Annotated in this window: 19 protein-coding genes; 15 read left to right on the forward strand and 4 right to left on the reverse strand. The window is 60.4% G+C overall.

The window, feature by feature from the left end:
• The first annotated feature begins 17 nt into the window (after nt 1-17).
• The 5 genes from M2366_RS07665 to M2366_RS07685 all read left to right on the forward strand — a co-directional run bounded on the left by M2366_RS07665 (nt 18) and on the right by M2366_RS07685 (nt 5,612).
• The gene (locus tag M2366_RS07665; protein ID WP_259269455.1) at nt 18-1,439 is read left to right on the forward strand and encodes a sigma-54 dependent transcriptional regulator; all 1,422 of its coding nucleotides are present in this window, start codon (nt 18-20) and stop codon (nt 1,437-1,439) included.
• Between the two features lie 106 nt (nt 1,440-1,545).
• On the forward strand, nt 1,546-2,580 hold the full coding sequence (locus M2366_RS07670) for a PAS domain-containing sensor histidine kinase (protein WP_224430818.1): 1,035 nt from the start codon (nt 1,546-1,548) through the stop codon (nt 2,578-2,580).
• A gap of 88 nt (nt 2,581-2,668) precedes the next feature.
• Nucleotides 2,669-4,051 (forward strand): sigma-54 dependent transcriptional regulator, encoded by a 1,383-nt coding sequence (locus M2366_RS07675; RefSeq protein ID WP_259269349.1) that lies wholly within the window; start codon nt 2,669-2,671, stop codon nt 4,049-4,051.
• A 167-nt stretch (nt 4,052-4,218) separates the two neighbouring features.
• The gene (locus tag M2366_RS07680; RefSeq protein ID WP_224430816.1) at nt 4,219-4,980 is read left to right on the forward strand and encodes a Nif3-like dinuclear metal center hexameric protein; all 762 of its coding nucleotides are present in this window, start codon (nt 4,219-4,221) and stop codon (nt 4,978-4,980) included.
• Between the two features lie 284 nt (nt 4,981-5,264).
• The gene (locus M2366_RS07685) at nt 5,265-5,612 is read left to right on the forward strand and encodes an Hpt domain-containing protein (RefSeq protein WP_042043351.1); all 348 of its coding nucleotides are present in this window, start codon (nt 5,265-5,267) and stop codon (nt 5,610-5,612) included.
• 16 nt (nt 5,613-5,628) lie between these two features.
• Here M2366_RS07685 and yvcK read toward each other — a convergent pair whose 3' ends face one another.
• On the reverse strand, nt 5,629-6,537 hold the full coding sequence (gene yvcK, locus M2366_RS07690) for a uridine diphosphate-N-acetylglucosamine-binding protein YvcK (RefSeq protein WP_224430815.1): 909 nt from the start codon (nt 6,535-6,537) through the stop codon (nt 5,629-5,631).
• A gap of 278 nt (nt 6,538-6,815) precedes the next feature.
• On the opposite strand from yvcK, the gene M2366_RS07695 reads away from it, so the two are divergent.
• Entirely contained in the window at nt 6,816-7,955 is a 1,140-nt protein-coding gene (locus tag M2366_RS07695) for an FIST signal transduction protein (protein ID WP_259269456.1), read from the forward strand.
• Nucleotides 7,952-10,039 (forward strand): PAS domain-containing sensor histidine kinase, encoded by a 2,088-nt coding sequence (locus M2366_RS07700; protein WP_259269350.1) that lies wholly within the window; start codon nt 7,952-7,954, stop codon nt 10,037-10,039. The genes M2366_RS07695 and M2366_RS07700 overlap by 4 nt, the downstream gene beginning before the upstream one ends.
• Nucleotides 10,040-10,574: 535 nt before the next feature.
• Here the strand turns inward: M2366_RS07700 and M2366_RS07705 are convergent.
• The 3 genes from M2366_RS07705 to M2366_RS07715 form a co-directional block, all read right to left on the reverse strand.
• Entirely contained in the window at nt 10,575-11,150 is a 576-nt protein-coding gene (locus M2366_RS07705; RefSeq protein ID WP_042043356.1) for an LON peptidase substrate-binding domain-containing protein, read from the reverse strand.
• A 191-nt stretch (nt 11,151-11,341) separates the two neighbouring features.
• A complete protein-coding gene (locus M2366_RS07710; RefSeq protein ID WP_259269351.1) occupies nt 11,342-12,325 on the reverse strand; it encodes a tyrosine-type recombinase/integrase in 984 nt (327 codons plus the stop codon).
• Nucleotides 12,326-12,391: 66 nt separating this feature from the next.
• The gene (locus M2366_RS07715) at nt 12,392-12,691 is read right to left on the reverse strand and encodes a helix-turn-helix transcriptional regulator (protein ID WP_259269352.1); all 300 of its coding nucleotides are present in this window, start codon (nt 12,689-12,691) and stop codon (nt 12,392-12,394) included.
• Between the two features lie 107 nt (nt 12,692-12,798).
• Between M2366_RS07715 and M2366_RS07720 the strand changes: the two genes are divergently transcribed.
• The 8 genes from M2366_RS07720 to M2366_RS07755 all read left to right on the forward strand — a co-directional run bounded on the left by M2366_RS07720 (nt 12,799) and on the right by M2366_RS07755 (nt 18,727).
• Nucleotides 12,799-13,122, forward strand: a complete 324-nt coding sequence (locus tag M2366_RS07720; protein WP_259269353.1) for a regulatory phage cox family protein — start codon at nt 12,799-12,801, stop codon at nt 13,120-13,122.
• Nucleotides 13,119-13,358, forward strand: a complete 240-nt coding sequence (locus tag M2366_RS07725; RefSeq protein WP_259269354.1) for a hypothetical protein — start codon at nt 13,119-13,121, stop codon at nt 13,356-13,358. Before M2366_RS07720 ends, M2366_RS07725 begins: the two co-directional genes overlap by 4 nt.
• Before the next feature lie 247 nt (nt 13,359-13,605).
• Nucleotides 13,606-13,869: an ogr/Delta-like zinc finger family protein gene (locus M2366_RS19895; RefSeq protein WP_404972791.1), complete on the forward strand. Its 264-nt coding sequence runs from the start codon at nt 13,606-13,608 to the stop codon at nt 13,867-13,869.
• Nucleotides 13,866-14,492, forward strand: a complete 627-nt coding sequence (locus tag M2366_RS07735; RefSeq protein WP_259269355.1) for a GPO family capsid scaffolding protein — start codon at nt 13,866-13,868, stop codon at nt 14,490-14,492. The genes M2366_RS19895 and M2366_RS07735 overlap by 4 nt, the downstream gene beginning before the upstream one ends.
• Before the next feature lie 12 nt (nt 14,493-14,504).
• Complete coding sequence (locus M2366_RS07740) at nt 14,505-15,464, forward strand: phage major capsid protein, P2 family (RefSeq protein ID WP_259269356.1); 960 nt, start codon at nt 14,505-14,507, stop codon at nt 15,462-15,464.
• Nucleotides 15,465-15,474: 10 nt separating this feature from the next.
• Nucleotides 15,475-16,191, forward strand: coding sequence for a hypothetical protein (locus M2366_RS07745; RefSeq protein WP_259269357.1), 717 nt, complete (start codon nt 15,475-15,477; stop codon nt 16,189-16,191).
• 146 nt (nt 16,192-16,337) lie between these two features.
• Nucleotides 16,338-16,619 carry a hypothetical protein gene (locus M2366_RS07750; protein ID WP_259269358.1) on the forward strand — a complete coding sequence of 94 codons (282 nt, stop codon included), beginning with the start codon at nt 16,338-16,340 and terminating at the stop codon, nt 16,617-16,619.
• The gene (locus M2366_RS07755; protein WP_259269359.1) at nt 16,616-18,727 is read left to right on the forward strand and encodes a replication endonuclease; all 2,112 of its coding nucleotides are present in this window, start codon (nt 16,616-16,618) and stop codon (nt 18,725-18,727) included. Before M2366_RS07750 ends, M2366_RS07755 begins: the two co-directional genes overlap by 4 nt.
• Nucleotides 18,728-19,025: the final 298 nt, after the last annotated feature.

The raw sequence follows: 19,025 nt of genomic DNA on the forward strand, positions 1-19,025 counted from the left end.
GTGGAAGAGGGATGAATATGATGGCAATGGGCGTGCTGATAGTGGATACGGATGTCGCTAGACGCCAGCAGTTGGGTACAGTGCTCTCCTTCATGGGAATGCCTTGGCAAGAGGTCGCACAGGGGGATCTCGACATGGCCATCGAAGCCTCGGGCCCCCTGCAAGGGGTCCTGATCGGCGAGCTGGCGGATCGTCCCCTGAGCGCGCTGCTCGAACAATACCCCCGCACCCCCTTCGTCTCCCTGACCGAGATAGCGCTGCCCAATAGCAACTTCATCGGGGTGGCCCAGGCGCCGTTTTCTTATGAATCCCTGACCCGCCATCTGCACTTTTGCCAGGCGTTTGTCTCCTTGCACCCGAAACAGCAGACCCATGACAAGGGTCAAACCCTGTTGCGACTTCTGGTGGGCAAGGGCAAGGGCATTCAAGAGGTGCGCCGTCTCATCGGCCAGGTCGCGCAGACCGATGCCAATGTGCTGATCCTGGGAGAATCCGGGACCGGCAAGGAGGTGGTGGCGCGCGCCATCCATGAACTCTCCACTCGTGCTGGCGGTCCCTTCGTGCCCATCAACTGCGGCGCCATTCCGGCAGAATTGCTTGAGAGCGAACTGTTTGGTCATGAGAAGGGGGCCTTCACCGGCGCCATCGCGGCGCGGCGTGGCCGCTTCGAGCTGGCCCAGGGCGGCACCCTCTTCCTCGACGAGATTGGCGACATGCCGATGCCGATGCAGGTCAAACTGCTGCGGGTGTTGCAGGAGCGGCTGTTCGACCGGGTCGGTGGCGGCAAGCCTATCCAGGCGGACGTGCGCATCATAGCGGCGACCCACAGGGATCTTGAGGCGATGATCCGCACCCAGGAGTTTCGGGAAGATCTCTACTACCGCCTCAATGTGTTCCCTATCGATACCCCCCCCCTGCGCGATCGTATCGATGATATTCCGCTGCTGCTGCAGGAGTTGCTCAATCGCCACTCGGAGCAGCATCAGGGCTACATTCGCCTGACCCAGCGCGCCATGGAATCCCTGCTGCAATACCCCTGGCCCGGCAACGTGCGCGAGCTCTCCAACCTGCTTGAGCGTCTGCTGATCCTCTATCCCCAGCAGATAGTGGATGTCTCGGATCTGCCGAGCCGCTATCGACTGCTGCCGTGCGAACCCAGAGACGCTCGCTTGACCGAGATGGATGAGCGCGATGCCCTGGCAGCCGTGTTCCAGGATCCTCCCGAACTGCTGGCGAGCCCTGGCAACGGCAACCTGATGCAGCTGCCCCTGGAGGGGGTCAACCTCAAGGAGATGCTGGCCGACCTGGAAGTGGAGCTGATCCGCCAGGCCCTGGAATCCCAGGAAGGGGTGGTGGCACGGGCCGCCGATCTGCTCGGCATGCGCCGCACTACCCTGGTCGAGAAGATGAAGAAATACGGCATGAGCAAGGAAGCCTAGGGTCAACCCCTTGACGCACCTATTTAACCTAATGATTTAAAACAGTAAATTTATCTGGCATAGAACTTGAATAACCTGAACGTACTCCCCGTTTGAGGTCAGGTTTATGACGAGCCAACAGCAAGACAACCCGGTCCAGTCCCACGAAGTCAGTCAGCTCTATGCCATTTTCACGGCGCTGCCGACCGGGGTGCTGCTGCTCGACGGCCAGGGGGCCATCACCCGCGCCAACCCCGCAGCCCATGCGCTGCTCGGCGAGCCGCTGGAAGGGTTGAGCTGGCGCGCCATCATCGGCCGCTGCTTCGAGCCCAGGGCCGATGACGGCCACGAGATCTCCCTGAGAGATGGTCGCCGGGTGCAGCTTTCTACCCAGCCGTTGCCGGATCAACCTGGCCAGCTGGTGTTCCTCACCGATCTCACCGAGACCCGCCGCCTCCAGGACAGGGTCAACCACATGAAGCGCCTCTCTGCACTTGGCAACATGGCGGCCTCCCTGGCTCACCAGATCCGCACCCCCCTGTCCGCGGCCATGCTCTATGGCGCCAACCTGGCCAACCGCACCCTCAAGCCGGAATCACGGGTGCTGTTTCAGCAAAAACTGATGGCCAGGTTGCAGGATCTGGAAAAACAGATCAGCGACATCTTGCTGTTCGCCCGCAGTGGCGAGAGCCAGGTGGTGGCCCCCATCTCGGTCCAAGGATTGCTGGGCGAGGTGCAACTGGGCGCCGAGGCGTTCTGCCATCAACAGCAGTGCAGCCTGCATATCGAGGCCCCTGAGCCCGATCTCTGCCTGCTTGCCAACAGCAATGCCCTGGCGGGTGCCATCAATAATCTGATTGCCAATGGCGCCCAGGCGGGGGCCAACTCCCTCATGGTGAGTGCGGTGCGCAGCGACAACAGGGTCGAGCTGAGGGTGATCGACAACGGCAAAGGCATGACCCATCAACAACTCGCCCAGATCTTTGAACCCTTCTTTACGACCCGCAGCCAGGGCACGGGCCTGGGGCTGGCCGTGGTGCAATCCGTGGTGCGGGCCCATCAGGGGGAGGTCAAGGTGACCTCGGTACCGGGGGAGGGCAGCTGCTTTACCCTCTCTTTCCCTTTGCATGAGGGCGCTCTAGCCCTGGGAGTCGTCGCATGAGTGTCGCAGACCTCCGATGGGGGGATGACCAAGTCGTCACCCTGATTTTCCATTCCAATGAGACCGCTCAGTCCCTGGGAGCAAGCGTATGAGTCAGGCCCGGATCCTGGTCGTTGAAGATGATGCCGGTCTGCGCGAGGCGCTGATCGATACCCTGCTGCTCGGCGGTTACGAGTGTCGTGAGGCCGAGAGCGGTGAGCGGGCGCTGCTTGCCCTGTCGCGCCAGCCCTTCGACATGGTGATCTCCGACATTCAGATGGGGGGCATGGATGGCCTCACCTTGCTGGGCAACATCCGCCAGGCCTATCCCCAGATCCCGGTGCTGCTGATGACGGCCCATGCCAACATAGATGGTGCCGTGCGCGCCATGCGCGAGGGGGCCATCGATTATCTCGCCAAGCCCTTCTCCCCCGAGGTGCTGCTCAACCAGGTGAGTCGCTATGTGCCGGCTCAGAAAGTGGAGCGGCGTACTGTGGTGCATGGGGATCCGCGCAGTGCCGAGCTGTTCCAGCTGGCAGCAAGGGTTGCGAGAAGCGAGGCCACCGTCATGGTGACCGGTCCCAGTGGTACGGGCAAGGAGGTGCTGGCCCGCTACATACACGACCACTCCCCGCGCAGTGAACAAGCCTTTGTGGCCATCAACTGCGCCGCCATTCCGGAGAACATGCTGGAGGCGACCCTGTTTGGCTATGACAAGGGGGCCTTCACCGGCGCCGTGCAGGGCTGTCCTGGCAAGTTCGAACAAGCCCAGGGCGGCACCCTGCTGCTCGATGAGATAACCGAGATGGATCTCTCCTTGCAAGCCAAGCTGCTGCGGGTATTGCAGGAGAAAGAGGTGGAGCGGCTCGGCAGTCGCAAGATGATCCCCCTGGACGTGCGGGTCATTGCCACCAGTAATCGCGACCTCAAGAGAGCGGTGCAAGAGGGGCTGTTTCGGGAGGATCTCTACTACCGGCTCAATGTGTTCCCCCTGCACTGGCGCGCCCTGGGGGAGCGGACCGGGGACATACTGCCCCTGGCCGAGCACCTGCTTGCGCTCCATGCGGCTCAACAAGGGTTGCCGACCCCAAGGCTGGACTCTCAGGCGGCGGCGCTGCTGCTCGCCCATCCCTGGCCCGGCAACGTGCGCGAACTGGACAATGTGGTGCAGCGGGCGCTGATCCTCTCCACCGATGGCGAGATAGGGGTCGCCCAGTTGATCCTGGAGCCGGGAGACGTGGGGGCATTCGCGCTGGGGGTCGGCGAGGCCGGACTCATCCCGGCGGACACTGCGGGCAATGTCGAGCGCCCCTTCAACGGCGAGCGGCTCGGCAGCGAGCTCAAGCAGCAGGAACACCAGATCATTCTGGAGACCTTGCACGACTGCAAGGGGAGCCGTAAAGCCGTTGCCGAGCGGCTCGGCATCAGCTCGCGCACCTTGCGCTACAAGCTGGCGCAGATGCGAGAGGCGGGTATTCTCCTGCCCGCCTGAGCCCTACCCTGCAACCGGAGGCGCCCCAGTCGCGCCTGACCCTGGCGCCCTTGCCGTCTCGCTGACGGGCCAAGGACACCAGTGTGAGCCCGCCACCATGGCCTTGGTCGGCGGGCTCGATTATCATGGCCCTTTGTCAGCTCGCCCATCCGGGCACAGAGGGGCCTATGATCCGCCGCCAGAAACTCACCAACATACTCAATCAGCTGCTCGAACCCCATGCCATCAAGGATTACTGCCCCAATGGCCTGCAAGTCGAGGGGCGCGACGAGATCCGCAAGATAGTCACAGGGGTCACCGCTAGCCAGGGATTGCTCGACGCCGCCGTGGCCGAGGGAGCCGACGCCATACTGGTACACCATGGCTACTTCTGGAAGGGGGAGGCCGAGGTTGTCACCGGCATGAAGCAGCGCCGCCTCAAGACGCTGCTCACCCATGATATCAATCTGTTCGCCTATCACCTGCCACTGGATGTCCATCCGGAGCTTGGCAACAATGCCCAGCTGGCCAAGCTGCTCGGCATCCGGGTGCGTCGTGGTCTGGAGCCCTGGGACAAGAAAAGCGTGGCCATGGTCGGCAAGTTTGACGAACCCCTGAGCGGTGAGGCGTTGGCCGCACGGATTGGCGAACGGCTGGGCCGCACTGTGCTGCACTGCGGCGAGAGCGGACCTGCCCTCATCGAAACCGTGGCCTGGTGTACCGGCGGGGGACAGAGCTATATCAACCTCGCCGCGGAGCAGGGCATAGATGCGTTCATCTCGGGGGAGGCGTCGGAGCAGACCATACACACGGCCCGGGAGATGGGCATGCACTTTTTCGCCGCAGGCCATCATGCGACCGAACGATATGGCGTCAAGGCACTGGGAGAGTGGTTGGCCACCGAGCATGGCGTTGAGGTGATCTTTGTCGATATCGACAACCCGGTCTAAAAAAATACCAGGGTAGAAATCTACCCTGGTTCTTCGCAGCAGCCATACAGGCAAAAAGGGATGAGGTGATATTGAGCCCTGCTCATTCTCATGGTTCGCATTGTTGCCTGAATGTTAATTTTGTTGCAAGTCATTGCGATGACATGGGGCGGGCCACTTCACGATAATGGAGCCAGATCACAGTTTCTCCATCCCCAGGCCAGGATGCATGGGGATGATTTGACTCCCCCTGTTCGCCGCCATTGATCTATGTTCTATTTGGATACCACATTGCAGGAGGCAAGATGACACTGTTGGATCAGGCGGTTTTGGCCCAGTTGGCCGAAGACATTGGCGAAGAGATGATGCCCGTGGTGATCGGGGTCTTTATCGAGGAGGTGGGCGAGCAGCTTGCCCAATTGCCGCCCCTTTATGAGCAGGAAGAGTGGCGGGCGCTGGGGCGACTGGCCCACAGCCTCAAATCGTCCTGCGCCAGTTATGGTGCCCGGCTCAGCCAGCAGCAGGTGGTGGCCCTGGAGCTGGCCTGCCAGCGTCAGGATAGCGCCGAGAGCGGCCTGCTCATCGGCCAGTTGCAGCAGTCTTTGCCCCAGGTATTCACCCAGTTGAACCATTACTGCCAGCCATCATCCTGAATCCCTGGCGCCGGGGTCAGTGACGCTTGCGCCAGTGAATTGCCCTGTCCAGCGCCGCCTTGAGCCTGGCCCTGTCGTGACGATGGGGCAGGCCCTCCTCACCCAGATAGGCCGTCATCAGCAAACCATCCAGCTCGGCCGGGTATTGACCCTGCGGACCTATGATGGCATCGACCCGCCCCGTGCCAATGTGCTGTTCGAGCCAGCGCCACTGGGTCAGCAGATCCATCTGGCCAGCCGGCCCCTTCTCCGCCACCAGATTGGTGATAAAGACCAATTTTGCGCGGCTCTGACCTATGGCCTGGGCAATCTCTTCCAGCAGCAGGGGGGGCATGATGGAGGTGAGAAAGCTGCCTGGTCCCAGCACTATCATGTCAGCCTCGGCGATGGCGCATACCGCCTCCCGGGTCGCCGCCACCTTGGGGCTCAGAGTGAGTGAAAGGGGCGGGCTGTCCAGTTTGTCGATGGATACCTCACCGAGGATCTGGTTGCCACAGGCGGTGCGGGCGCTGAGATCGGTGGGAAACTCCGACATGGGCAACAGTTTGCTCTCAATTTTCAGCATGTTGCTGATGAGACGAATGGCATCGAGAGGGCGCACCGACAAATTGTCCAGCGCCAGCAACATCAGGTTGCCAAGGTTGTGACCGGCCAGCTCGCCCCGGCCGGCAAAGCGATACTCGAAGAGCATGCTGCCGATACTGGGCTCGGTGACCAGTTGATTGAGGCAGTTGCGCAGATCGCCCCAGGCGATGCACTCCTGACCCTGACGGAGCCGCCCGGTGGAGCCGCCATCATCCGTGGTGGTCACTATGCCCGTCAGGCGTTCGCCGAGGAAAGAGAGGGAGGAGAGCACCCGACCCAGGCCGTGGCCACCGCCAATGGCAACGACATGCTGGAAGTCATTGATATTTTTCTGCCACATAGAGATCCCCGTGCTGACTCATGATGGCCCAGTGTAGTCATGGGCCCCATGTTGTTGTTTGCCCCTGATCCGATTTTTCGGCAACAGCGGAATTTTTCGCAAAGGGTATGACTTTTGCTTGATCGCTGCACCTGATTTTCTTGGCCCCGATTGCGATGACAGGGTCGATGCAAGAACGGGCCTGTTTCCCGGATGCTCCCAGGCGTCATCGTTCAATGAGATTTAACAGGAGATAGCAGGTGGACTTTCTGACGGCTCACTCCCTTGCAACCAGCTCGATGCTTGCTTGTCGCGAGGTGTGCGAACGCCTGGCGACCCTGCAGGGGGAGCCGGCCTTGCTGCTTGTCTATTTCACCCAGGCCCATGATGCCGCCATCTTGCGTGCTCAGCTGACTAGCCGTTATCCCAACACGCGCCTCATCGGATGCAGCTCTTGCCATGGGGTACAGACCCAGTCCGGTTATCACAGTGCCGGGGGCTGGGGGCTGGCGGTGGCGGCCCTGTGCGATGAGCGGGGCAGTTATGGGGTGGCCGGGGCGCTCGGTGACCAGATTGACATGAAAAGCCTGCTGCATGGCGCCATGGCCCAGGCGGCGCGTCCGGGCGAGTTGCCGGCCATGATATTGCTCCATGCCAGTCCAGGTCAGGAGGAGGCCGTATTGGGGACCATTGAGGCCGAATTTGGCAGCCAGGTGCCAGTGGTGGGGGGCTCGGCCGCCGACGACAGGGTGAGTGGCGACTGGCAAGTCTGCTGGCAAGCAGGGGAGGGCAAGCAGGGGGTCGTGCTGGCACTGCTCTATCCGGACTGTGAGCTGGCGTTCCAGTTTCACTCCGGCTACCTCGCCACCGCCCATCATGGGGTGGTGACGGCCAGGGAGGGGCGTGAGGTGCTGACTCTGGATGGTGAGCCAGCGGCCCAGGTCTATGCCCGGTGGCGAGGAGTGAATACCCTGCCGGTCGGCCCCATCCTCAAGGAGAGCACCTTGGCGCCGCTGGCGCGTCAGCGGGGCACCCTGGATGGGGTGCCCTACTACAAGCTCTCCCACCCGGAGGCGGTGACGGCCCGTGGTGGGCTGCGGCTCTTTACCGATATCGAGCTAGGGGAGCGATTGACGCTCATGTATGGCAGTGAAGAGGGGCTCCTCGCCCGCAGTCTGGCGGCGGGTCGCATCGAGCCCGCCTATGGCCGCTGCCGCGAGATGCGCCCCTTCGGCGCCCTGCTCATCTTCTGCGCCGGTTGCCGGCTGGCGCTCGGGGAGCGGATCCACGAATTTGGCAGCCTGTTCGAGACCCAGCTCGGCGCCATCCCCTTTATTACCCCCTTTACCTTCGGCGAGCAGGGGCGCTTGCCTTATGGCGAGCTGGCGCACGGCAACCTGATGGTCTCCGCTGTGATACTGCTGGGAGAACCCGCATGACCCCTGTTCCGAACCCCGACAGCAAGGAGTTGGAAGCCCTGAACGACAAGCTGCAGGCGACCTTGCTGGAGCTGGTGCACTGTCGGGCGCGGGAGGAGCAGTATCATCAGGAGTCGCAGACCCTGCTGGCCGGCCTGGGCACCCTGGCCGAGGCCCGCACGCTGGATCAGGTGCTCGACAGCCTGATCCGCAGCCTGCAGCCCTTTATCGGTTTCGAGCAGGCGGATGTCCTTGCCTGGGAGCAAGGATCGGGCGTCACCCATCTGAGCACCGAGCCCGGGGAGTGTGGTCAAACCTGGCGCCATTCTACCTTGTTCGCTCGCGCCCTGGCGGGGGAGACCCTGGTTATCTATGACCCGGGCCAACTGCCCGAGTTTGCGGCCATGGCAGGCAAGGCTGGCTGGGCCAGCCTGATGCTGACCGGCCTGCACGCCCCGGGCTTTGTCGGCATCTTGCTGTGTCGGCACTCGGTTCGAGGGGGGCTGGATCTGCAAAGCAAGGCGGCGCTGGAGCGCTGTCGCCCACTCATTTCCCAAGCGCTGGTCAACATTGCTTATCGGGCCCGGTTGCAGCAGCAGGTGGCGCTCAAAACCCGGGAGCTGCAGGTGAGCGAGCGCCGTTTTCGTCGCTTCGCCGCCATGGCCTCGGACTGGTTCTGGGAGACGGATGCCGACCACAGGCTCCGCTATGTCTCGGCTCCCGGCTATCAGGGTGGGGTCATGACCATGGAGACGGGGCGCAGCCTCTATGAGGTTGCCCACGAGCGGGAGGGAGAGCCTTGGGACAAGTTTCGTCATCTGGTGGAGGGGCGTCAGGCCATTCGGGCGGAGCGGGTGCGTATCAACACCGGCGAAGTCGTGCGCTGGATGGAGGTGAGCGCCGAGCCCGGTTTCGATCCGCAAGGGGGATTCAGCGGCTATAGCGGCACGGCCCGCGACATTGGCCCCCAGATCCACCGAGAGCAGCAACTGGCCCAGGCCCGGGATCAGGCCGAAGCCGCCAATCGTGCCAAGTCCCAGTTCCTGGCCATGATGACCCATGAGATACGCTCCCCCATGAATGCCGTGATGGGCATGCTGGATCTATTGCTGCACGAGGCCCTGGCGCCCGCCCAGCAATCGCTGTTGGGTCATGCGGCGCACTCGGCGCGGCTGCTGCAGACCATCATCGATGACGTGCTCGATTTTTCCAAGATTGAGGCCCACAGCCTGGAGCTGCACTGCGAGCGTTTCTCCCCCCGGCACCTCTGCCAGTCGATCATGGAGCCGCTGCAGGCCATGGTGAGGAGCAAGGGGCTCAGCTTGCGATGCGAGCTGGAGGAGGCCGTGCCCGAGGTTCTGTTCGGGGATCCGGTCCGGGTGTCCCAGATAGTCAACAACCTGCTTGGCAATGCGGTCAAGTTCACCGAGCGGGGCTGGGTGGTGCTCAGGATGGGCTGGGACGGTGTGCGGCTGCGCATCGAGGTGCAAGACAGTGGTATCGGCATCAGCGAAGGGGATCAGGGACGCCTGTTTGAACCCTTTACCCAGGTCGACAGCTCGGCCACTCGCCACTGCGCGGGGACAGGGCTGGGCTTGAGCATCAGCAAGCGACTGGTCGCCCTGATGGGGGGCGAGCTTTGCCTGGAGAGCCGGCTGGGGGAGGGGAGTCGCTTCTGGTTCAGTCTGCCCGGGCTCAGCGTGCCCTGCGAGAGTGAGACGCGCCCCAGTCAGCCGACACTGATGCTGCGGCCTCTGGAGGTGCTGGTGGTGGAAGACAGCCCGGTCAATCAGCTTGTGGTCTCGCTCATGCTGCAGAAACTGGTGAGCCGGGTCCGTCTCGCGGGCAATGGTCTTGAGGCTATTGCCCAGGTGACGGAGCAGGCGCCGGATCTCATCTTGATGGACATGCGCATGCCGCAGATGGACGGGTTGGAGGCGACCCGGTTGCTGCGCGAGCTGGGTTATCAGATGCCGATAGTGGCGCTGACCGCCAATGCCATGGCCGAAGACCGGGCGCGCTGCCTGGCCGCTGGCATGACGGACTTCCTGGCCAAACCCATCAGTCTGGCGCGGCTGCGCGAGTGCCTGACGCGTCACTGCTGAGTGTCATGGCTCTGTCACAGAGAGGGGGCAGACTGCCATGGGAGCGTGGGACAGGCTGTGACGGCACACTGAGATCCAGTCGAGCTTTTCGTGCGAAAGTGCAGGCAAAAAAAGTGCAGGCAAAAAAGTGCAGGCAAAAAAGTGCAGGCAAAAAAAATGGTCAACTAGGTAGTTGACCAGTTCTTCAGCAAATACTGAAGAGAGCACGGGATAAATCGGGTTGTATAGAGCTATATGAAAGATACGTGCCAACTTTTTAAATCTTCACCGACCCGCTAATTCAGGCCGATGTGGTGCAAATCTGGTGTCTAATGAATATATTTTTTTGCAAATTGCGAATATTGACATCTCATATTGAGACTTTTCGCATTTTGCAAACATCTGGCAAGGGGCTGTACGCTCAAGCGGGAGCCCTTGCCCTGCTTCTCTGCGGTCTCTCTGCTTGTACTATTTGGTCAGCTTGATGCCAAGGGGGGAGCCTCGCGAGACTCCTCTCTTTCCACCTTGGCGGCGCCTGGGCTCGGAACCCTCTAGGTTAGCGGGCAATCAGCCGACGCAGGAATTGGCGGGCCGCTTCACTGTTCTGCTTGGCAATCAGCATTTGCTTCTCGTAGATGGGCATGGGCAGTATTTCCAACCAGCGCTGACACAGCCAGGTGGCATCCTCGAACTGTTTGTCGGGATAGAGCTCATCGAGTTCGGGGTACTGATCGAACACTTCCCGCAGCCGGTTGGCCAGCAGATCGTCGCTGAAGTCGGAGTGGATGCTGGGCCAGTTGGGCAGCGACTCTACCTCGGCACGGCGCACTCCCAGCTCATCCGTCGTCATGCTGTGAATGCAGAAGCGATCCAGGCCGAGCACGGTGACGCCGAGCAGACCGTCATTGAGGGTATAGAAGTCGGTGACTCTGACCCGGGTACCTACCGGCAGGATGCGCCCGGCGGAGCCAGAGGGGGTGGACTCCTCCATGACGATGCCAAAGCCCTTGTCCTGTTCGAAAGACTCCTTGAGCATCTGCAGGTGGCGCGGCTCAAACAGTCGCAGTGGCAACTTGCCGCCCGGCAGTATGTGGGACGGTAAGGGGAACAGTGCCAGCGTGGTGTTATTCATGTTCCTTCCTCCGTTGATTCATGCTTGGAGGGAGTAATGCAGCGACCGTGCCAGACCATGAAAAAAGCCACCCTGGGGTGGTGATTTCATCCCCATGTAGGTCTGTCTACATGGGGAATCAACAGCTTATCGTTTACTCTGGCTGATCTCTAACCTACGAAATTAGCCTTAGCGTGGACACTATGTGGTCATCAGATCCCTGCCTCACCGCGCAACGGGTTAAAGTTGATCGCATCTTGCAAATAGTCCGGCGCAAAATGCGCATAGGCCATAGTTTGCTGAATAGTGCTATGCCCTAACACTCGTTGGAGCGTGATGATATTGCCTCCATTCGCCATGAAGTGCGTGGCGAAAGTGTGGCGCAATACATGGGAGGCTTGGCCATGAGGCAAATCAGGTTTCACCTCTCGCAGCACCTGCCGCATCCCCAAGTAGTCCGCATTTGGAAACAGCTTCCCAGACTTACCATCAACCATTTGCATTGATACCTCAGCTGAAATGGGTACTGCCCGTGTTTTGCCATTCTTGGTTGCTACAAACATCACTCGCCGATTAATGACGTGCTCAGCCATCAGCTCAGTGGCTTCACTCCAGCGAGCCCCCGTGCTCAAACACAACACGGCCACATTTCGATTATCCCCGTCTAGCCTCTCTAGCAGAGCTTTGATCTCAGCCTGCGATAAAAAGCTCATGGCTGTTGGCAGTGCTTTGAGTTTCTTGCATCCCTTTAGCGGATGGGGTGCGTGATACATGCCTGCATCAATCAGAAAACTGAACATGCCACTGAGTGACATAAGGCGTCTGTTTATGGTGGATGCTTTTATCCCTTGGCTAAGAGACTGCGACCTAAACACTGTCAGCATATGGTTATCAATCTGGCAGGCGTATGGATTACCCATGCCCCGATCCACCAGTTGCAAAGCTTTGAGTGTTGGTGTGCCCCATTTCATATTCTGCCCATTGTAGAGCCACCAGAGTTGGATCAGCTCACTCAGCGGGCGAGCGTCTTTTGGTTTATCTACCCAGGCTTTGTCATGCTGATTCGCCAGCACATACCGCTCAAAAGCGGTGGCTTCGTGTTTTCTATCAAACTTCCGCCGGATACGTTTTCCATAACGCCCCTGCGGTCTAACGTCCACTTCATAACGACCATCATCGAGCTTCTTAATCGACATAGCGAAGCTCTCCAATGTATCCCAAACATGATGATTCTATTTCGGCACAAAGCGCCTCATGCAGGGTTAACCAATTTTCTGGGCGGAGTGGGATGAGTCCTCGTTTCCTTGCCCAAAGTGTGCGAGAACCGGCGCTATCTGCCCGGCTTCAGGTGCAATCTTGTCTGTTAAGAACCACATCATGTATTTGCTGAACTGAGGGAGAGAAAAGAGCTTTTTAACCGCTTTCATGCTGATCTCCTTTGTGCCCCCCTCGTAACTCGATAAAGAGCTATAAGGAATCTCTGTTAATTCAGATAGTTGCCTTCTGTTTAGTCGCTCTGACTCCCTCATCAGCTTCAATTTTTCAGCAGTTTCTATTGACATAATCTCCCCTTAGATAAAGAATTTACCCAATCGGAGTAATTATTACTCCATTGTGAATCACTATCGCCAACTATGGCCCATTGATAGCTAACAAAGGAGAATATCAGATGGCAGCAGCAACCCCAAACCAAGTGGATGCAGACCCGAGGGTTTCGCTCGTGCTCGAACCCATCATCAATGCGTCCGATGCCGTGCCGATTGAAGTGTTCGCCAAGATGATAGGCAAGACCAAGGGCGCGGTACGGGGAATGATTGAGAAGGGCAAGGTGCCCGTGGTGCCAATGCGTAACCCCCTGAATCCTACCGCTCCCGCAGAGTATTGGATTTATCTGCCTGCCTGGAATAAGGGCATGAAGCTCGCCTTTGAGAGTCGCCCCCGTGAGATCAGGGATGGCTGGTTGTCCTGGCTGGGACTGAGGAGCCCGCTATGAGCCAAAAATGGTCAATGCAAGGCGCTTTGAATATGGCTGGGGCGCTGCTGCTGCGTGAGACGGTAGAGCAGGTAAAGCAGCGCGAACAGGCGGCAGACGCAACTCGTAAGGCCCAGCAACTGGGCCGCAAGCTGGCTGCACTGCGCACTCTGAATGACGGGCAAAGAAAAACCCCGCTTAACGGTGCTGTAACACCAAGCGGGGTTTCCAAATCAGCTTATGAGGGCTTGATTTGATGATCATGTTATCCATCCCCTGCGCTTTGCGCAACCTGCGGCTGCAACGCCGCAAGCTGGCGGGGTCTGCCTGCCAGCGCTTCATTCACCTACCTGACTACCTTGCCGCTGTTGAGCGCCCCGATGCTTTGGCATGGGGGGCTCTGTGGCAGCGCCTGCCCCAACCCGTCAATCCACTTCGGGGGAACCTATGCGAGTAATGTGCAACGAGTGTGGCCAGCTTGGCCGCATCACCAAGACCAACCGCATGACTGCGGGGGTCGCCAACCTCTATTGCCAATGCACGGATGCCGAGTGCGGTCACTGTTGGGTGTCCACGCTGGCATATAGCCACACATTGAGCCCCTCGGCAAAACGAGCGACTGACATGGCCATGAGCTTGGCGCGGGGCTTATCGCCATCTGCGCACGGTTCGCTGTGTGAGAGTGTCAACGAGCGGCAAAAGCAGCTGGATGTACTGGCCGCGCAAGAGCGGGAAAAACCCACAGTGACACTGCGGAGGGCAGTATGAGCAGTCAGGTAAAAACAGGCTGGATATGTATCGCCAGCGCGGGACCGACTCTGGATGGACGCGAAGTGAGTGCCGAGAGTTTGCGCCAGATGGCGGAGACCTACGACCCGGGTTTCTACACCGCCAACTTATGGCCAGAAGGGGTGCGCGCTCGCCCGCTCGGGCATGTGGACGCGGTGAAGGTGCAAGAGCAGGGCGGCCAGCTCATGTTGCTGGCGGTGCTGTGCCCGACCCTTGAGCTGATTGACCTCAACATCAGCGGCACCCATGCCTTTTGTACCATAGAGGCCAGCGAGAATTTTGCGGGCACAGGTAAATGGTATCTGTCCGGGGTCACCGTCACTGACCAGCCGATGCTAACAGGATTGACCCAGTTGCAGTTCAGCGCCCGGGCACCTGCGCGCCCTTTGTTGGTGCCCACTTCTGCGCCAACCAAGCAAGCGCCCCTCAATTCTGCCTTCCGAGCATCAAAACCTGAGCAGATGTTTAGCAAGCTCAATGCTCTGTCTGACGGGCTGACCCAGCTTAGCCAAACGCTGGAGCGCTTCACGCCATACCGCCCCGGCCCGCTGCCTGCCCGCACCACTGACGACCGTGATGCCCCTGCCCACAACATCTACTAAGGAACCCGTTTGATGAGCCTCTCTGACCTGCTGCATGACATGCGCATGAGCTTTATCGCTGCGCCGCAACCCAGCTTTGGCAATCTCGACACGTTGGGCAGCCTTGCCCTGAATGCCGCGCTGGTGCAGGCCGTTCCGTTTCTGTGGATGGTCTCTATTGTGGGTGTGGACGACGCCACCTCGCCCCGCTTTGACCCCCTTAAGCCAGGGCTGCGCAGTGGTCGCAAGGCGCAAGGGCGTTTCCTTGTCCCGGCGCAACCGGGCAAGCGCGAGCACGAATACGAAGAGCTGGACAGCAGTGCCATCTGGACGTGGCAGCAGCTGGCCCAAATGCTGGCAGGGCTCGACCAGCGCCAAGCTAACAACCTGCTCGAAGACTTGGCCTTGGCCGCCTTTGGGGATGACCTGATACGGGTTGGCTTTCGGGGAGAGTCAGCGGCCACTAACACCGACCCCGCTGCCAACCCTAATGGGGAGGATGTGATGGTGGGTTGGCCTGCCTTGGCAAGGGCGGCTGACCCCGAGGGGGCGCGGGTGCTGCGCGATGCCGTGACGTTCGACACCAGCGGCAACGGCCATTATGCCGACCTGGATGCCATGGTGTATGCGCTGATTGCCAAGCTGCCGGAGGAGTGCCGCAACGACCCGCGCTTGGTGGTGATGGTCGGTGGCGACCTGTTGCGAGCGCACCAGCAAGCGCACCTCGCTCCCGGTCAAGTGCGCGACAAGCAGCAGCGCATGAAGATTGCCGACCTCTCCTATATCTCGCATCAGCACATGGCCAGCACCTATCTGGCCGTGACTCTGGTCGAGAACCTGCAAGTGCTCACTCTCAATCACAGCCACCGCCTGAGCGCGGGGAACATTGACGACCTCGCCAGTTGGGGCATTCGTTACAACCGTGTCCAGTCCTACGCCTTGGGCGTCCCGACCGCCTACGCCGCTTTTGATGCCATCACCCTCGCCAAGTAAGGAAATCCTCATGCAACAACCCACTCTGCACGTTGTACCTGCCGCCACTGCCACCGCATCCCCCCGTGTTCAGCGTCTGGATGAGTACATCGCCCAATTTCACAGCGAGCTGGCCTGTCTCAATGAACTCGATAGCGAGGTGATGACCCTGCGCGCCCAGCGCAAGGTGTTGCTAGAGCGCATTCCGCCCGCCAAGGCGCGGCTGGAGGAGCTGCGCCAAGGGCGCATTAACCAACTGCTTGGCGGCGCGGTGTCGCTGGAGCTGGCCCGGGAGTACCGGGAGCTGTGTGAGCTGGTTGAGGATGCCAGCGAAGCGCAGCGCCTGTCCGAGCGCCAAGAGAAGCGACTGGCCATCCCACTCCAGCGCACCCAGGTGGCCCTCAATAGCGCCGTGAGCATGGTTGCCGGGAGTTATGAAAGCTACCTCGACCACAAGGTGATGCCCGGCACCCTCAATGCGCTGGGTAAGCAGCTGGCGCCACTGGCGGCCTTGACCCATGCCAAGGCCAGCATCATGGGCAACGAGGGGGCGCTGCGCTGGGCTCAAAATGAGCTGGCCCGCGCCCTCAAGGGGGCCATGGTCGGTGAGCAAGTCGAGCTGGATGGGGACAAGCCTGCCGCCCGGGCCGTGCTGGCAACGCCGACGCGCTCGAAGTGCCCTGACCTTATCGCGCTGTGTGACAGCCCGGGCAAGCGCCAATGCCTCTTGCGGGAACTCGACGAGTAAGAAAGTCCATTCGGGAAAACAGAGGGAGAGGCAAGACGGCCAAGGAGGGCCGGGAAGGCAACAGCGCTAAACGCCAGAAATGACGAAGGGAGCCCGGCCAGGCTCCCCTCAATGTCAGTCCATCCAAGCAAGAATAGAGAAGACCCATGAACACTAGCAGATTCAATATGCCCCTTCAAGGGGAGGGGGACGTTTTACCCGCATTCTGGGGTGAGTCCCTGCGCCAAGACCATCAGCGGCTCTACTCCCTGCAATCGCGCCTTGCCATCTTGCGCATTCGGCGGCGGGTCAGGGGCATTCGTGACAGGGCCCAAACTCGGGCCTTGCTGCACATGTGCAAGTTGGCCCGACTCACCTTGCGCCAAGCCCGCAGCAAGGCCACCGCCCACGCCAAAGCACAGCGCGCAAGCGTAGGGGGTCAGGCATGAATACCCCCCTCAGCATCTTTAGCGAGAAAGGTCGTCCGCGCCGTACTCCATCCGCCGCCGTGTTGCGGGCCCGCATTGCCCGCATGGTGCATATCCTGCAAATCAGCCTGCAACCGCTCTACCCGTTTGATGAGGCCCGCAAGCCCCCACGGCAACGCAACCACAACACCCCTGCCAGCGAAGAGGCCATTCGCTCTTACTTCATTGGCATCCCGGGCGCTTACGACCTTGATTGGGCGCTCGACCTGCTGATGTTCCCGGTCAATCGGGGTGAGCGTGGCTCTGGGCAGCTGGCCGATGCGCTTATCGGTGAGCTGTTCACGGGCTACTGTGTGCGGCGGGTGCCTGCCATCCTCAAAGAGGTCGCCTGCAAGGAGGCTCGCCTCTGGCTATCTGACCGGGTGAGGGTATTGCGGCAAGTACAAGCCGACCTGCCCGAGCCGCTTGAGCAGTTGCAGCACAAAGACCGCCGCGAAAAGCTGGCGGTGGATTACGTGGAGCGCGTCCAGCGTCTGCTGGATGCCGCCACCAACGGCCACACCAACGCCGTGCCTGCGACCTACCTCTGGCGGGTCTGCGGCCAGCCCCTCAAGCCTTGGGGCTTCCTGCCATTACTCCCCAGCTTCAAGAGCACTGACACCCGCGATACCTTCATTGCCGCCCACCTCATCCGCTGGCTCGACCCGCAATGGTGGGCGCGCAAATTGCGCAAGCTCTGGGAGCAATATCGAGAGCACAGCGCCATCTTGCTGGGCAAGGTGCGCCGGGGTGTCTCGCCCTACGTGTCCAGCTACGCCTTGCGGGCCTTCAACGCGCGCCAGCTGGCCGCCGAGCAGTGGCTCAAGAGCATGGAGGCGCACAACGAGACGCACGGCATCACCATCTCACTGGCCGATGCGGTCGCCAGCTCCATGGCTAACCCGTCCAACCGCCGGGATGAACTGGTGGTCAGGGCGCGGGGCTTCTCCGATGCCGCCGACGAAATGGGCTATGTGGGCCTGTTCTTCACCTGGACAGCGCCGAGCCAATATCACCCATGGAAGACAATCCCCCAAGGTCATGGCCAACCTGCCCGCACCACGGAAAACCCCAAGTATCAGGGCCATACACCCCGCGACACCAACACCTACCTAGGCACCCTCTGGAAGCGCTGCCGCGCCGCGCTGGCTCGCCGGGGTATCGAGTATTTCGGCTTTCGGGTGGTCGAGCCTCACCACGATGGCACCCCGCACTGGCACTTGCTGCTGTTCGTGAACCCCGCCCAACAGCATGATCTGATAGGCATCATGCAACGCTACGCCCTGAGCCACGACAGGGGCGACCTTGAGCGCAAGCGCCACCCGTTAAGCAAACGCCCCTATAGCGACATCACCCCGCGCTTTGACTGGAAGGCAATGGATCCGGCCAAAGGCGGGGCCGTGGGGTACATCGTCAAGTACATCGCCAAGAATATCGACGGCCACCAGATAGGGGACGAAGGCGACTTAGAGGCCGAAACCGCCGCCAGTGAAGGGGCAAGGCGGGTCAGGGCGTGGGCGTCACTCTGGGGCCTGCGCCAGTTTCAACAACTGGGTGGCCCCTCTGTGAGCGTGTGGCGTGAGCTGCGGCGTTTGCCTGGACAAGTGCAAGAGAAGGAAGGGCGCACGGTAGCCCCGTTGCCGAGCGAGATAATGGAGGAGTGCCGCCGCTATGCCGATACGGCGAACTGGAAGGAGTTTACCTATTCCATGGGCGGGCCTGTGTGCCCCCGGGATGCGCGCCCGGTGCGGCTGCATCACCTGATAGACCTTGCCAAGAATAAGTACGGGGAGGATGTGACTCGGCTTGTGGGGGTGGCCGCTGGCAGCGCCGTTAAGCGCACCCGCCTTGATGGCTGGGTGCTACGCCGAAAGTTGACCGACGAGCCCGCAGAGCGCGCCGAGGAGGTGTTGAGCGAGCAAAGCGAAGCAGGGTTTGGCGAGCGTAGCGAGGTGCCATTGAGCGGCGCCAGCTGCGCTCCTTGGAGCTCTGGCAGTAACTGTACGCAGCCGGACTCAGAGGCATTTGTGAGTCAGGTAATCGCAATGGGGTTAATCCCCTCGCTCTCGTTCCGCCGTACTACATCTTAGCCAGCTACACCATGTAATTAGGGTGCGTCTCGCTCTCTGTCCCGATGTGTTTAGGAAGGTGAGACCTAATGGCGTTTTCCATTGCAGCTTCTTTGCTGTGTTTTCGCACAGTAGAAGCAGTAGTCCCAAAATGGGGGTCAAGCGAATATGTCTAGACAGTGGAGATGGGCTGGTAATATGATTATCTGAAAGAAATATTTTAGTGTGAGTTATGAAGGGGGGCGGAGTTATACGGAAGGCTCTATTATCGGATTAATACCGACTTCCATCTAATTAGCCTCTGCATCAATAGTTTTAA

The organism is Aeromonas sp. BIGb0405, from assembly GCF_024807335.1.
Taxonomy (GTDB): Bacteria; Pseudomonadota; Gammaproteobacteria; order Enterobacterales; family Aeromonadaceae; genus Aeromonas; species Aeromonas rivuli.